At 70.8% G+C, this 13,344-nt stretch carries 18 protein-coding genes; 8 read left to right on the top strand and 10 right to left on the bottom strand.

The features are described from left to right. Nucleotides 1-5: 5 nt before the first annotated feature. The 4 genes from FG385_RS31520 (at nt 6) to FG385_RS31505 (ending at nt 2,647) form a co-directional block, all read left to right on the top strand. Complete coding sequence (locus FG385_RS31520; RefSeq protein ID WP_139100459.1) at nt 6-653, top strand: DedA family protein; 648 nt, start codon at nt 6-8, stop codon at nt 651-653. Further along, complete coding sequence (locus FG385_RS31515; RefSeq protein WP_139100458.1) at nt 650-1,252, top strand: phosphatase PAP2 family protein; 603 nt, start codon at nt 650-652, stop codon at nt 1,250-1,252. Before FG385_RS31520 ends, FG385_RS31515 begins: the two co-directional genes overlap by 4 nt. Then, nucleotides 1,249-1,869: a DedA family protein gene (locus FG385_RS31510; RefSeq protein ID WP_200834754.1), complete on the top strand. Its 621-nt coding sequence runs from the start codon at nt 1,249-1,251 to the stop codon at nt 1,867-1,869. The genes FG385_RS31515 and FG385_RS31510 overlap by 4 nt, the downstream gene beginning before the upstream one ends. A gap of 115 nt (nt 1,870-1,984) precedes the next feature. Beyond that, on the top strand, nt 1,985-2,647 hold the full coding sequence (locus FG385_RS31505) for a CBS domain-containing protein (RefSeq protein ID WP_139100457.1): 663 nt from the start codon (nt 1,985-1,987) through the stop codon (nt 2,645-2,647). On the opposite strand, the gene FG385_RS31500 is transcribed toward FG385_RS31505, so the two are convergent. Both FG385_RS31500 and FG385_RS31495 read right to left on the bottom strand, forming a co-directional pair. After that, nucleotides 2,619-3,872, bottom strand: coding sequence for an MFS transporter (locus FG385_RS31500; protein WP_139100456.1), 1,254 nt, complete (start codon nt 3,870-3,872; stop codon nt 2,619-2,621). The genes FG385_RS31505 and FG385_RS31500 overlap by 29 nt on opposite strands. Further along, entirely contained in the window at nt 3,869-5,218 is a 1,350-nt protein-coding gene (locus tag FG385_RS31495; protein WP_139100455.1) for an MBL fold metallo-hydrolase, read from the bottom strand. The genes FG385_RS31500 and FG385_RS31495 overlap by 4 nt, the downstream gene beginning before the upstream one ends. Nucleotides 5,219-5,272: 54 nt before the next feature. Here FG385_RS31495 and FG385_RS31490 point away from each other — a divergent pair, with 54 nt between their 5' ends. The 3 genes from FG385_RS31490 (at nt 5,273) to FG385_RS31480 (ending at nt 7,209) form a co-directional block, all read left to right on the top strand. Then, the gene (locus FG385_RS31490; RefSeq protein ID WP_139100454.1) at nt 5,273-5,926 is read left to right on the top strand and encodes an ArsR/SmtB family transcription factor; all 654 of its coding nucleotides are present in this window, start codon (nt 5,273-5,275) and stop codon (nt 5,924-5,926) included. A 175-nt stretch (nt 5,927-6,101) separates the two neighbouring features. Next, nucleotides 6,102-6,617, top strand: a complete 516-nt coding sequence (locus FG385_RS34120; RefSeq protein ID WP_160148935.1) for a hypothetical protein — start codon at nt 6,102-6,104, stop codon at nt 6,615-6,617. A 4-nt stretch (nt 6,618-6,621) separates the two neighbouring features. Beyond that, nucleotides 6,622-7,209, top strand: coding sequence for a class F sortase (locus FG385_RS31480; RefSeq protein ID WP_139100453.1), 588 nt, complete (start codon nt 6,622-6,624; stop codon nt 7,207-7,209). 40 nt (nt 7,210-7,249) lie between these two features. Here FG385_RS31480 and FG385_RS31475 read toward each other — a convergent pair whose 3' ends face one another. The 6 genes from FG385_RS31475 to FG385_RS31450 all read right to left on the bottom strand — a co-directional run bounded on the left by FG385_RS31475 (nt 7,250) and on the right by FG385_RS31450 (nt 11,763). Further along, nucleotides 7,250-7,723: a polyketide cyclase gene (locus FG385_RS31475; RefSeq protein WP_235022909.1), complete on the bottom strand. Its 474-nt coding sequence runs from the start codon at nt 7,721-7,723 to the stop codon at nt 7,250-7,252. 88 nt (nt 7,724-7,811) lie between these two features. Next, a complete protein-coding gene (locus FG385_RS31470) occupies nt 7,812-8,465 on the bottom strand; it encodes a response regulator transcription factor (protein ID WP_139100451.1) in 654 nt (217 codons plus the stop codon). Then, nucleotides 8,462-9,565 carry a sensor histidine kinase gene (locus FG385_RS31465; RefSeq protein ID WP_139100450.1) on the bottom strand — a complete coding sequence of 368 codons (1,104 nt, stop codon included), beginning with the start codon at nt 9,563-9,565 and terminating at the stop codon, nt 8,462-8,464. Before FG385_RS31465 ends, FG385_RS31470 begins: the two co-directional genes overlap by 4 nt. After that, entirely contained in the window at nt 9,562-10,362 is an 801-nt protein-coding gene (locus tag FG385_RS31460; RefSeq protein WP_139100449.1) for an ABC transporter permease, read from the bottom strand. Before FG385_RS31460 ends, FG385_RS31465 begins: the two co-directional genes overlap by 4 nt. Next, nucleotides 10,352-11,245, bottom strand: coding sequence for an ABC transporter ATP-binding protein (locus FG385_RS31455; RefSeq protein WP_139100448.1), 894 nt, complete (start codon nt 11,243-11,245; stop codon nt 10,352-10,354). The genes FG385_RS31460 and FG385_RS31455 overlap by 11 nt, the downstream gene beginning before the upstream one ends. Then, entirely contained in the window at nt 11,242-11,763 is a 522-nt protein-coding gene (locus FG385_RS31450; RefSeq protein WP_139100447.1) for a hypothetical protein, read from the bottom strand. Before FG385_RS31450 ends, FG385_RS31455 begins: the two co-directional genes overlap by 4 nt. 196 nt (nt 11,764-11,959) lie before the next feature. On the opposite strand from FG385_RS31450, the gene FG385_RS31445 reads away from it, so the two are divergent. Beyond that, entirely contained in the window at nt 11,960-12,232 is a 273-nt protein-coding gene (locus FG385_RS31445; RefSeq protein ID WP_139100446.1) for a PASTA domain-containing protein, read from the top strand. A 15-nt stretch (nt 12,233-12,247) separates the two neighbouring features. Here FG385_RS31445 and FG385_RS31440 read toward each other — a convergent pair whose 3' ends face one another. Both FG385_RS31440 and FG385_RS31435 read right to left on the bottom strand, forming a co-directional pair. Next, the gene (locus FG385_RS31440) at nt 12,248-12,523 is read right to left on the bottom strand and encodes a DUF6295 family protein (RefSeq protein WP_139100445.1); all 276 of its coding nucleotides are present in this window, start codon (nt 12,521-12,523) and stop codon (nt 12,248-12,250) included. Between the two features lie 7 nt (nt 12,524-12,530). After that, complete coding sequence (locus FG385_RS31435; protein WP_139100444.1) at nt 12,531-13,274, bottom strand: dienelactone hydrolase family protein; 744 nt, start codon at nt 13,272-13,274, stop codon at nt 12,531-12,533. Between the last annotated feature and the right edge of the window lie 70 nt (nt 13,275-13,344).

Raw genomic sequence — 13,344 nt, 5'->3', positions numbered from 1 at the left:
ATGAGATGCACGTTCTCGCGGCAGTCGGGGGCAATCCGCTGAGCGCGTCGTTCTGGCTGTCCAGCCTCGGGGCGTTCGGGGTGTTCCTCGTCCTGTTCGCCGAGACGGGGCTGCTGATCGGGTTCTTCCTGCCCGGCGATTCGCTGCTGTTCACCGCGGGGCTGTTCTGCACCACCAGCGCCACCGCGACCGTGCACCTGTCGCTGCCGGTCGTGCTGGTCGCCGCCGCGGCCGGCGCGGTGAGCGGGGCGCAGATCGGGTTCGTGCTCGGGCGGCGGGGCGGCAAGGCGCTGCTGTCGCGGGTACGCAACCGGCATCTGCACGCGGGGCTGGAACGTGCCGAGGTCCTGCTCGCCCGCTACGGATACGCCAAGGCGATCGTGCTGGCGCGGTTCATCCCGGTGGTGCGCACCGTGCTCAACCCGCTGGCCGGCGTCCTCGCCGTCCCGGCCCGCACCTTCACGCTGTGGCAGATCGCCGGCGGGCTGGTGTGGTCGGTCGGCGTCACGCTCGCCGGATACGGGCTGGGCGCCACCATCCCCGGCATCGACCAGTACCTGCTGCCGATCATCGCGGTCGTCGTCGTGGTGTCGCTCATCCCGCTCGGGCTGGAGTTGCTGCGCGCCCGCCGATCCTCCCGGGAGAAGCGATGAGCGCCGTGCTGACAGGAGACGGCGGGCTCGACGGCGCCCTGCTGCGCGATGTGAACACGTTCGCCCGTGCCACGCCCTGGTTGCACGGGCTGATGTACGGCTACGCCACCTATGGCGTCGCGCTGTTCGCGCTGCTCCTGGTGGCCGGATGGTGGAACGCCCGCCGCACCGGCGATCCCGCGCGGTTCGCCGCCGCGTCGTGGGCGGGGCTGGGCACCATCGTGGCGGTGGGGATCAACCAGCCGATCGTCGGCGCCATCCACGAGGCCCGCCCGTACACGGCGACCCACGGGCTGCTGGTGCTGGCCGACCGGACCAGCGACTTCTCGTTCCCCAGCGATCACGCCACGATGGCCGGGGCGGTCGCGGCCGGCCTGTTCCTGGCCCGGCGCCGCACGCTGGCGTGGATCGCCACGGTGGCCGCGCTCGCGATCGCGTTCGCACGGGTCTACATCGCCGCTCACTACCCGCAGGACGTGGCCGCCGGTCTCGTTCTCGGCGCGGTGGTGGTGCTGGCCGGGTGGGTGGTGGTGCGCCGCCCGGCGACCGCCCTGGTGCGGAAGCTGGGCCGGTTCGAAGCCGCGGGCGACCCGCTGTGACGGTGCCTCCGGTGCTGCCGGGGGTGCTGGCGGACCTCGCGCCGATCCTGGACCACTACGGGTACGCCGCGATCATCGGGCTGATCACCCTGGAGGACTTCGGGGTGCCCGCACCGGGCGAAACCGTGCTGATCGTCGGCGCGATCTACGCCGGTGCCGGCCGGATGAACCTCGTCCTGGTGGCGCTGCTGGGCTTCGCCGGCGCAGTGCTCGGGGACAACATCGGCTACCTCGTCGGCCGGCTCGGCGGGCGGCGGCTGGTGGAGAAGTTCGGCCGCTACGTACTGCTCACCCCCGAACGGCTCGACAAGGCCGAATCGTTCTTCGCGCGCTATGGCGGCGGCATCATCGTCGTCGCCCGCTTCGTCGAAGGACTGCGGCAGGCCAACGGCATCATCGCCGGGTTGACCGGCATGCACTGGCTGCGCTTCCTCGCCTACAACGCACTGGGCGCGGCCCTGTGGGTCGGTACCTGGGTCACTCTCGGCGACCTGGCCGGCACCCACATCGACACGATCTACCCGCTGGCGGCGCGCTACCAGACCTATCTGGCCATCGCCGTGGGCGTGCTCATCCTTGCCGTGATCGTGCGCGCGGTGCTGCGCCGCAAACGGTAGCGGTCGGGTCCCGTCGTGGACCGGGGTCATCGCCGTGGAGCGACTTTGTTCCCTTGCCGGCGCGCACCTGGTGATCGGATGCTGGGCGAGAGCCGATCGAGAAGCGGGGGCCAGCATGAAACCATCCAATGTGGACGCGGCGCACACGGTCGCCACGGTCATGACCGGTGACGTCGCCGCGGTCCGGCGTGCGACCCCGGTCAAGGAAATCGTCGCGCTGATGTCGAGGCGTGCCGTCAGCGGCGTCCCCGTCCTCGACGGCGACCGTCACGTGCTCGGTGTCGTGTCCGAAGCGGACCTGCTCCCCAAGGAAAGCGACCACCGGACCGACCCGCCGCGCTGGTGGCAGCGCGGGCTGCGGTCGAAGGTCAACGCCCGCACCGCCGGCCAGCTGATGACCGCACCGGCCATCACCGTCGAAGACTCGTGCGGCCTCGCGGCGGCGGCGCGGTTGCTGCGGCGGCACGCCATCAGACGCCTGCCCGTCGTCGACAAGCGGGGGCGGCTGGTCGGCATCGTCAGCCGGCGCGATCTGCTCACCGTGTTCCTGCGCAACGACACCGAAATCGCCGCCGAAGTCAATCAGCGCATTCTGACCAGCGGGATGCTCGCCGACCGCACCGAGCATCCGGCCGACGTCCTCGACGGCGTCGCGATCCTGCGCGGGCGGCTCGCCCGCAAGAGCATGCTCCCCACCGCGATCAGCCTGGCCCGCGACACCGACGGCGTGCTCAACGTGATCAGCCACCTCACCTACGCCCTCGACGACGGCCGGTGACATGGGTCTCGTACATGCGTACCGCCACGAGCACACCGGAGGCGGCGGTGATGGCGGCGACCACCCAGACGGCGGCGCGCAGGCCCCACAGGTCCGCGATGATGCCGGCGAGTAAGGCGCCGACGGCGAAGCCGCCGTCGCGCCAGAGGCGGTAGACGCCGACCGCGCGGGCACGCCAGGCGGGGTGGGCGACGTCGCCGATCGTGGCGAGCAGGGTCGGGTAGACCATCGCGGTGCCGACGCCGAGGAGCACCGCGGCCACCAGCCACAGGGCGAAGGTGTCTGCGAGCGCGACGAGGGCGAGCGCGCCCGCTTGGACCAGCATCCCCCCGGTGATCAGGTGCTTGCGGCCCCACCGGTCCGACAGCGATCCGGTCACGAGCTGACCGGCACCCCACACCGCGGGATAGACCGCGGCGAGGATCCCGATCCGGGAAACCGACAGCCCGGCGGTGGCGAACAGGATCGGGAACAGTCCCCACGCCAGGCCGTCGTTGAGGTTGTTGACCATCCCGGCCTGGCTCGCCGCGGACAGCGCGCGCTCGCGCAGGCTGGTGTGCACGAAGACCTGCCTGGTGCTCAGGTCCGCGCGGGCGACATGCCCGCCGGCTTCCAGCCGCGCGTGGCCATGGGTCTCCCGCACGACGGAGGCCGTCAGGCCGAGTCCGAGCGCGGCGTAGGCGAGGCCGAGCAGGAACGGCGCGGGCCGCAGCCCGTAGCGGGCGGCGAGGTAGCCGGTGACCAGCGCGGTGACCGCCACCGCGAGATAGCCGGCGGCTTCGTTGAGCCCCATCGCCAGCCCGCGCCGGGCGGGCCCCGCGAGATCGATCTTCATGATCACGGTGGTGGACCAGGTGAGGCCCTGGTTCACGCCGAGCAGGACGTTGGCGGCCACCACCCAGCCCCAGGACGGCGCCCAGATCAGCAGCAGCGGCACCGGAATCGCGATGAGCCAGCCGGCCAGCAGGACCGGTTTGCGGCCGAAGCGGTCGGACAGGGTGCCGGCGACGTAGTTGGTGGCCGCCTTGGTGACGCCGAAGGCCAGCACGTAGGTGAGCAGGAAGGTGTAGCCGGTCAGGCCGAAGGCGCGTTCGGCCAAGAGCGGCAGCACCGTGCGTTCCTGCCCGAGCATGCCGCCGACCAGCGCGTTGACCGCGACCAGCAGGCTGAACTGCGCGAGGTTGGCGCGGATGCCGAGCCGGGGCTCTCCGGTGGCGGTGCTCATCGGCCGGTCTCCAGCTTCTGCCCGGTGGCCGCGGACCAGTCGCCGGGGCCGCCGGCCAGCACGGCGAGGTCGCGGTGGCCGTCCCGTTCCAGGAGGCTCGCGGCGCCCATCGCGCGTTCGCCGTGCCCGCACATCACCACCAGCGGCTCCGCCGGCACCTCGCCCACGCGATCCGCGAGGTCACCGAGTTCGATATGCCGAGCACCGGGCAGGTGCCCGGCGGCGAACTCGCTCGCCTGCCGGATGTCCAGTACCGGCCGGTCGACCTCGCCGGGCCCGACCACACGCGTCCTGCTGACCGGACGGTCCCAGGCGCCGATACCGCCGGCCAGTTCCCCGGCGAGGCCGGCGTAGCCGATTTTGGTGGCCTGCCAGGCGATTTCGGCCGGGTCCTGGCCGGGATCGCGCAGCACGACCAGTGGCACGTCGTGCGGGGCGAGCCAGCCGAGCCATGACGCGAACGCCGGCCGCAACGGGATCGACAGCGATCCCGGCACGTGGGCGGCGGCGAACCGCTCGACCGGCCGCACGTCGATCAGGCGGGCGCCGTCGGCCAGCGACGCCCGCACCCGCGCGACATCGAGCGGGGCCAGCACCGGCGAGGTCTCGAGGACGGCGGGGCCGCGGCGGTTGATCTCGCCGAGCCGCCGGAAGTACGGCGGAAAGGTGCCCAGCGAACCGAGCAACGCCGAGACGAACGCGTCCTCGTCAGGCGCCCGCAGCAACGGATTGGTGGCCTTTTCGCGGCCGATCGTGCTGGTGCGCTCGGCGCCCGGCGGGGCGGAGCAGAACGACCCCGCACCGTGCGTCGGCCACACCGCCACCCCGTCGGGCAATTCGGTGAGGCGTCGCAGCGAGGCGTATTGGGCGCGGGCCAATGCTTCCGCCCGATCGGGCGAGACGAGATCCGTGCGGGCCGCCGCGCCGACCAGCAGCGAGCCGCCGGTGAACACGCCGACCGGCCGGTCGGCGTCGAGCAGCAGGAACGACAGGTGCTCGTGGGTGTGTCCCGGCGTGGTCAACGCCCGCAGCCGCAGGCCGCCGAGGTCGACCTCGTCACCGTCGTGCAGGCCGGTGTGGGCGAACTCGCGATGCCCCGCCGCCGAGGCCAGCACCCGCGTGCCTTCAGTGGCCGACAACTGGCGCGCGCCGGAGAGGAAGTCGGCGTGCAGGTGCGTGTCGGCGGCGAACGCCACCCGCAAACCCGACCGCCGCGCCGCGCCGGAGGCCGCCCGCAGGTCGAGGCTGACATCGACGACCAGCGCGCGGCCGTCGCCGAGGTCGAGCAAGTACGCGGAATTGCCCAGCCCCTCGTCGACGAGTGGGACGACCTCGACCGGACTCATCACACACCTCCACGTTCCTTTGTTCTACACTATTCCAAAGAAGATTGGAGCACCATGGGTGAGCCAGATGCGAAGGCGGCCTTGTTCGAGCAGTTCGCCCGTGTGGGCAAGGCGCTGGCGAGCGGCAAGCGACTGGAGTTGCTGGATCTGCTGGCGCAGGGCGAGCGCACGGTGGACGCACTCGCCCGCGCCGCGCGGCTCGGGCTTAGCACGGCTTCGGCGCATCTGCAGACCCTCAAGCAGGCGAACCTGGTGGCGACCCGCCGCGAGGGCACCAAGATCTACTACCGCCTCGCCGGTCCCGACGTCGCCGCCCTCTACGCCCTCACGCGCACCGTCGCCGTCGAGCACCTGCCCGACGCCGAGGCCGCGCGCGCCGCCTACCTCGGCCCGGAAACCGACGAGGTCGGCCGCGACGAACTGCTGCACCGTGTCCGTGCGGGGCAGGCCGTCGTGCTCGACGTCCGCCCCGCCGAGGAGTACGCCGCCGGGCACATCCCCGGCGCGATGTCCATCCCCGTCGACGAACTCGCCGACCGGCTGGCCGAACTCCCGGTCGATCAGGAGATCGTCGCCTACTGCCGCGGCGCGTACTGCGTGTTCTCCCACGACGCGGTCCGCCTGCTCAACGCCAACGGGCGGACCGCCCGGCGGTTGACCGAGGGCATGCTGGAATGGCGGCTGGCCGACTTTCCGGTCGTCACGTGAGTTTCCGACTTGTCATCGGGATTTGTTATTTTCCATCCCATGCATGATTTCCCCCGGATTCTTTGTTATGGCTTGTTGACGTAACGCGGGATTCGACGGAACGGCGTCTGCGTGGTGGGCGCAGTGGACGAGGACTGGCTGCTTTCGGGCGCCGAACTGGTCGTGGTCGACGCCGTTGACTTCGACGGCCACCACCACTTCGTCCTCGTCGGGCGGCACCACGTCGAGCCCGGTCAAGACGACCACGTCGAGCAAGCCGTCCGAGTCCACGTCGTCCAGCACGCCGCAGGAACCGCCCTACCAGGACGACACCGGCTACGGCGTCGACCTCGGCGACGGCTACGGCCTCGTGATCATCGCCTGTGCGGCCGGCGAGCCGACCGGGCTCACCTCCCCGCAGTTCGACGTCCTCGAAGGCCCGTACCAGGAGGAGCAGGACGGCCGCTACTGGGACTACCTCATGCACCTGCACGATGGCCTGACCTTCGCGAACGACCCGATCGAGGCGGACTGGACGTGCGGTGGCACCCCGGACGGCGGCGGCGCTTCGGGCGGCGGCACGCCGATCACGCCGGTGGCCGGTTCCGGTGACGCGGCTTCGTGGCAGAACGGCAATGGCGGCAACGCTCAGGTCCGCTTCGCGCCCAAGGAGGGTGTCGAGACCGGCTTCGGCGGCACCGCGCAGGGCTGAGCGGATGCGAAACGTCGTCCGGCAGGGCGGCCGTGTTGTCGCGGGCGCCCTGCTGCTCACCCTGGCGCTGACCGGATGTGGCGGCGGGAGCACGGCCGCCCCGCCGGCGCCCACCACCTCGGTTTCGGTGACCAAGCCCTACGACAAGCTGCGGCCGACCGAGGTGCGGATCCCGAAGATCGACGCCGAATCCTCGCTGATCTCGGTGGCGGTCAACAAGGACGGCCAGATCGCCGTTCCCCCGGTGAGCGAACCGATGCAGGCGGCCTGGTACCGCCTCTCGCCCGTCCCGGGCGACATCGGGCCGGCGGTCATCCTCGGGCACGTCGACGGGAACCACAAGCCGGGCATCTTCTACCGGCTGAAGGATCTGAATCCGGGCGACCAGATCCAGGTGACCCGCAGTGACGGCAAGGAACTGACCTTCGTCGTCGATCACAAGGTGCAGGTGCTGAAGGACAGGTTCCCGGCCGACGCCGTATACGGCAACACCGACAAGCCGCAGCTACGCCTGATCACCTGCGGCGGCGTCTTCGATCACGCCGAGCACAGCTACGTGGACAACATCGTCGTCTACGCCAACCTCGCCTGAACCGTTGGCGCGCGGGCAAGTTCCCGCGCGCCAACGGCTTTCACCGCTCCGCGAGCCGTGCGAGGGTACGCAGTTGCCTGCGGGCCATCACGAGGTCGCCGACGCTCAGCAGCGGCGCCAGCACGCGTCCACGCGCGACGACCGCCTTCATCAGCAGCCGTGTCGTGCCGTCACCGGCGGGGGCGAGGACGTAGGACAGCACGGCGCCCACGATCGAGCCGGTCAACTGCACCCCCGGCTCGGCGGACAGGATGCGCCCGGCGGGCCGGCCACCCATCGCCGCCGTGAAGGCTTCGCCGGCAACCGGCTCCGGAAGGCCACGCAACTCGCGCGGCGAACGGCGCCCGAGATTGTCGATCCAGTCGTAGGAATACGGTCCGAGCCGGATCTGCGCCACCCACGGCCAGACGCGCTCGGCCGGCGCCCGCACGGTGATCCCTCGCCAGGCCTCGAGCACCGGAGCGGGCACGATCTCGTCACACGGGTAGCGGCGGGCGATCTCCGCGTCCGTCACGCCCCAACGATCACCGATCATCACATGCCTTCGCGCTTCACCCTGATACGGTTCTCCGAATCGTACGACAGCATGCCCGGCGCGGAAGTCAGTTCGCCAGACCAGACTGGTAGGCGAACACGACGAGTTGCGCCCGGTCCCGGGCGCCGAGTTTGACCATCGCGCGGCCGACGTGGGTGCGCGCGGTCGCGGGGCTGACGAACAGGCGCTCGGCGATCTCGTCATTGCTCAGTCCCTCGCCGACCAGCCCGACGATCTCCCGTTCCCGCGCGGTCAGCGTGTCCAGCCGCGGATGCGGGCGCAGCTTCCGCGCCGGCTCGGTCGCGAACCGCGCGATCACCCGCCTCGTCACCGACGGCGACAGCAGCGCCGCCCCGTCCGCGACGAGACGGATCGCGTGCAGCAGTTCGCCCGGTTTCGTGTCCTTCAAAAGGAAACCGCTCGCGCCGTACCGCAGTGCGTCGAAGACGTACTCGTCCAGTTCGAACGTCGTGAGCACGATGATCTTCGTGTGCTCGAGCGCCGGATCCCCGGTGATCCGGCGCGTCGCCTCCAGACCGTCGATGCCCGGCATCCGGATGTCCATCAGCACTACGTCCGGCCGGGCTTCGCGGACCGCGGCCAGCGCGGCGAGCCCGTCCGCCGCCTCCCCGGCGAACTCGAGCCCCGCCGAGTTCTCGATCAGCGTCCGCAGTCCGAACCGGATCAGCTCCTGATCGTCGGCGACGAGCACGGTGGTCACGACCGGGCCTCCAGCGGGATGCGGGCCCGGACCTCGAACCGGCCGTCACCGGTCGGTCCGGCGCTGAACGTCCCGCCCAGCGACGTGATCCGCCGGCGCATGCCCGGGATGCCGAGCCCGTCACGGGAGGTCGGGACTTCCGGCGAGGGGTTGCCGACCGCGATCTCCACCCCGTCGTCTTCCCAGGAAACCCTTACCGTGGCGGTGTTCCCGGCCCCGTGACGCAGCACATTGGTCAGTGACTCCTGCACGACCCGGTACCCCGCGAGGTCCGCGGCCACGGGCAGTTCGCGCGGCGAACCCGTCGTCGTCAGGTCGATCCGCATCCCCGACTCGGTCATCCGCTCGCGCAACTCTTCGAGCCGGTTGAAGCTCGGTGCGGGCGCCCGCGCGTCGTCCTCACGGCGCACGACGGCGAGCGTCGCGCGAACCTCGTCGAGCGCCTCGGTGCTGGTGCGGCTGATCGCGGTCAGCGCCGTCTCGGCCTGCTCCGGCTTTTCGGCGAGCAGGTGCAAGGCGATCTCGGCCTGCATCTTGATCGCCGCCAGCCCGTGCCCGACCACGTCGTGCACCTCCTGCGCGACCCGCAGCCGCTCGTCGTAGGCGTGCTTGCGGACCTCCTCCGCGCGTTCCCGCGCCACCGCCTCGCGCTGCACCCGCACGATCAGCCCCAGTGCGAACGGCACGATCGCCCAAGCCGCGCCGGGTAGCAGGCCCAGCGCCCCGCCGAACGCCGCGCGGTTGGTGAGCAGGTGCGTCAGGAGCACCACCAGCGCGACGGCCGACGCGGGCGCCGAGCGCGACCACGGCAGGTACCGCGCGACGGTGTAGACCGCGATGAAGTAGGCGAACAGGATCGGCCCGTACGGGTAGCCGACCAGCAGGTACGTCGTGCAGGCGGCGGTCACCACCGCGAGCGTGACCAGGGGATACCGCCGCCGGACCGCGAGCGTGAGCCCGGCGATCGCGGCCAGCGCCAGCGCGAACGCGTCCACGTGTCGGTCCTCGTTGCTGAACAGATCGCTCACGGCGGCCACGCCCACGGCGAGCACCGCGATCGCCACGGCGAGCGCGGTGTCCGCGAGCGGCAGTCGCTTCACCCGAGATCCCTCCGGTGCAACAGCCAACCACCCAGCGCGGCGAACGCCAACAGGTACGCGCCCACGACCAGCGTGGCCTGGCCCGTTCCCACGACCGCGGCCACCCCCGGCGTGCCGGCCGACGCCCCGAGCCCGGCCGCGAGCGAGCCGGCGTTCGGCCCTGGCAAGCCCTTCTGCGCTTCGGCGACCCAATGCAGCACCGGCGCGGCCACCGAGGCGAGCAGGTTCTGCACCGCGAGCAACCAGACCAGCCCGAGCCCGATCGGCAGCGCCACCGAGCGGAACACGACCGCCAGCGCGACGCCGAACGCGCCCCACATCATCGTGATCAGCCAGCCGGCACCGAGCCCGCGCGCGATCTCGGCCACCGCGGGCCACTGCATCGGCTGATCACGGAGTGCGGCCACGACCGCACTCGCCCCGGCGGTGGTCGCGAACAGCGCGAGCACGAGCACCAACGCTCCTATCGCGACGGTGGCGAGTTTCGCGCCGTACACGGAAAAACGCGAAGGTCCTTGCGCCAGCACGGTTTTCCAGGTCTCCCAGCCGTACTCGCTGCCGGCGACGAGAACACCGAAGATCAGCGCGAGCGCACCGACGAACACCGGCAGCCCGCCGAGCGCGCCGCCGACGAACGCGCCGGGCAGCATCGTGGCCAGGCCACGATCGGAATCCGGTGCGGCGTAAGGAACCAGGTAACCGAAGGTGAGGGTCAGGGTGACCCCGACGGCGAGCAGCAACCAGCTCGCGGGGCGGTGGACCTGCTTGGTCAGTTCGGCGGTCAGATCACCGGACATGATCGTCTCCTGTCAGTTCGAGGAAGTTCTGTTCGAGATCGGACTCGCGCCAGCGCAGCTCGGAAACCGCGACACCGGCGGTCACCAGACCAGTGTTGATCCGGCTCGCCGCGCCCGGTTCGACATCCAGATCGAAACCGGATTCGTTGGCGTGCACGGCCTTTTCACCGACCAGTTCGATCAGCCGCGCCTTCGCCTCCGCTTCCGGCTCGGCCGCGACGTGCAGCACGCCGCCGGCGCGGAAGTCGGCGATGGTGGTCTCCGCGACGAGAATCCCGTGTGACAGCACACCGAACCGGTCGCAGATCTGCGAAACCTCGGCGAGCAGATGGCTGGACAGCAGCACGGTGACCCCGTCCGCGGTCAGATTCCGCAGCAGGATCCGGATATCCGCGATCCCGGCCGGGTCGAGACCATTGGTCGGCTCGTCGAGGAGAAGCAGGCGCGGCTGCTTGAGCAGTGCGGCGGCGAGGCCGAGCCGCTGCTTCATCCCGAGCGAGTACGTGCGGTAGGCGTCCTTCGCGCGATCGGTCAACTCGACGATCTCCAGCACCTCGTCGACGCGGGCGCGCGGCACCCCGGCATGCCCGGCGAGCACCCGGAGGTTCGCGCGCCCGGACAGGTACGGGTAGAACGCCGGGCCCTCGATCAGCGCGCCCACCCGGTCGAGGTAACCCGATCCGGGCGAGCGGCCGAACAGGCGGAGGCTTCCGGCGGACGGGCGGGTCAGCCCGAGCAGCATGCGCAGTGTGGTGGTCTTGCCGGCGCCGTTCGGGCCGAGGAACCCGTAGATCTCACCGGCGGGCACGGTCAGGTTCAGGTTCTCGACCGCGACGATCTCGCCGTAGCGTTTCGTCAGTCCGGTCGTCTCAATCGCGTTCATGCGCTTCCTTTCGGTGTCCGGCCCCACGGCTTGTAAACCGAAAGGAGCACGGCGATCAGCAGGCAGGTGGGTGACACGATCGGCGGGAAGACGAGGTCGGGCGCCGGGCCCACCGCGTCGCCGGCGGCGAGCAGGCGGCCGTACACCGCGGCTTCGTCGACGCCCGGCCGGAGCGCGAGCACGCCGAGTGCGGTCAGAACGATGTTCAACACGAGCTTCACGGCGACCCACCAGTACCGGATGAGGCCGTATTTCGTGCCGAGGCCGAGCACGACCCCGCTGGCAAGGCACACCAGGCCGGCGATGAGCAGCGGCCAGACGGCGAACAGACGCAGTGCCTGGTAACTGGTGGCCGCGACGGAGGCGTCGCCGGTGAACATGGCGGTGAAGACGAGGACCGCCATCACGACGTCCAGCCCGATCCACGCCCCCGAAGCGACGATATGCGTGACGAGCCAGGCCTTGCGAGTGGATCCCCTGAGGCGGCGGGGTTTGCGGGTGGTGGCGATGGCTGTCATGACGCCTATCGTCGGCGCCGGAAGCCGGGCGGGCGTCCGCTGAGGAGCGGCAGTGGCCGTACGAAAATCTGCGTACGATCTCCGTTTGATGCCGTGAGGGACCCCCTCATGCCCTAGACGGCTGTGAGGGCCCCCCTCACGGCACGCGCCAGGTGTGGAGCTGGGTCTCCGTTTGCGCAGCCCCTAAGCTTGGGGCATGCGCGGACACCGTCCCGTGACCGAGGTGCCCGACGTCGTCGGGTTGGGCGCCGAGGACGCCTGTGAAATCGTCCGCCGCGCCGGGCTCGTGCCGCGCGGGCCCGAAGGCGAGCCCGAACCCGCGTCCGGCGTGGTCGTCGCGCAGGCACCCATCGCGACGGCCGGCGCCGAGCAGGGCAGCGACGTCGTGCTCTGGACCCAGCTCGGGCCCAGAGCAGGCGCCGAAGCCACCCCGCCGACGCCGACCGAATCAGCGCTCCTGCCTGCCTGATCTACTTTGGACTGATCAGCCCTGGTTGACCGAGGCCAGCCCGGCTGGCGCCGCGTCGAGTGCGCGGGTGATGGCGGCGGCCAGTTCGCGCGCGGCCTCCTCGGTCAACTCGACCGGCACGCGTGCCGACGGCCCCTCCGCGGGGTTGATGAAGTCGATGTTGACCGTATGCGCGAAGGGCGCGTGCACGGGGTGATCGACGTAGACGGTCGCGTGGGAGAGCGAGAACCAGCCTTTCGCGGCCTTGCCGCTACCGGTGACCTCGATCTTCTCAGTTTGGTAAGTGCACATGTCTTTCCTACGCTGCCAGGTTCTTGCCGAAGAAGTCGAACACCCGCCGCCAGCCCTGCACCGCCGCTTCGGGCCGGTAGCTGGGCCGGTCCACGGCGAAGAAGGCGTGGCCCGCGCCTTCGTAGGTGTGGAACTCGTAGTCCTTGCCGAGCCGGTCCAGTTCCGCCGCGAGCTTCGCGGTCTCGTCCGGGGCCGGGTACTGGTCGTCGGCCCCGAACAGGCCCAGCAGCGGGCAGGAAAGCTGTGGCGCCAGGCCGAGAATCGGTTTCATGCTCGCCGGCATCTGGGCCGGCGGGTCGTTCACCACGAACGCGCCGTAACAGTCGACGGCCGCGTCGATCTGAAGGCTGCACGCCGACAGGAACGTCTGGCGTCCGCCCGAGCAGTATCCGATGACGCCGATCTTCCCGTTCGAAGCGTCCAGTGCCTTGAGGTACTTGGCGGCGCCGTCGACGTCGCCGACCAGGCGGTCGTCCGGCACCCCGCCCAGCGCCCGCACCGCGGCGGCCGCGTCGTCGGGGTCGGCGCCTGGCGCCTCACGCGAGTAGAGGTTCGGGCAGATCGCGAGGTACCCGTTCGCCGCGAGCTTGCGCACGATCTCCTTGGTGGCCGCGTCGTAACCCGGCATGTGGTGGATCACCACGACGCCGCCCCGCGGCGTTTCGTCCAGTGGCCTGGCCAGGTAGGCCTCGATCTCGGCACCGGCGGCGCCGGTGATCGTGATCGTTTCGGCCCGCATCGCATCGGTCACTAGGGCACCATCCTTCCTGCGGGCCTCGTGATCATGATGGGGTTCGTTGAAGGGACTCGGCGGGAGCCGG

The sequence above is a fragment of the Amycolatopsis alkalitolerans genome, assembly GCF_006152065.1.
In the GTDB taxonomy this organism is placed as follows: domain Bacteria; phylum Actinomycetota; class Actinomycetes; order Mycobacteriales; family Pseudonocardiaceae; genus Amycolatopsis_E; species Amycolatopsis_E alkalitolerans.
This window is presented reverse-complemented; position numbering and strand designations above follow the sequence as displayed.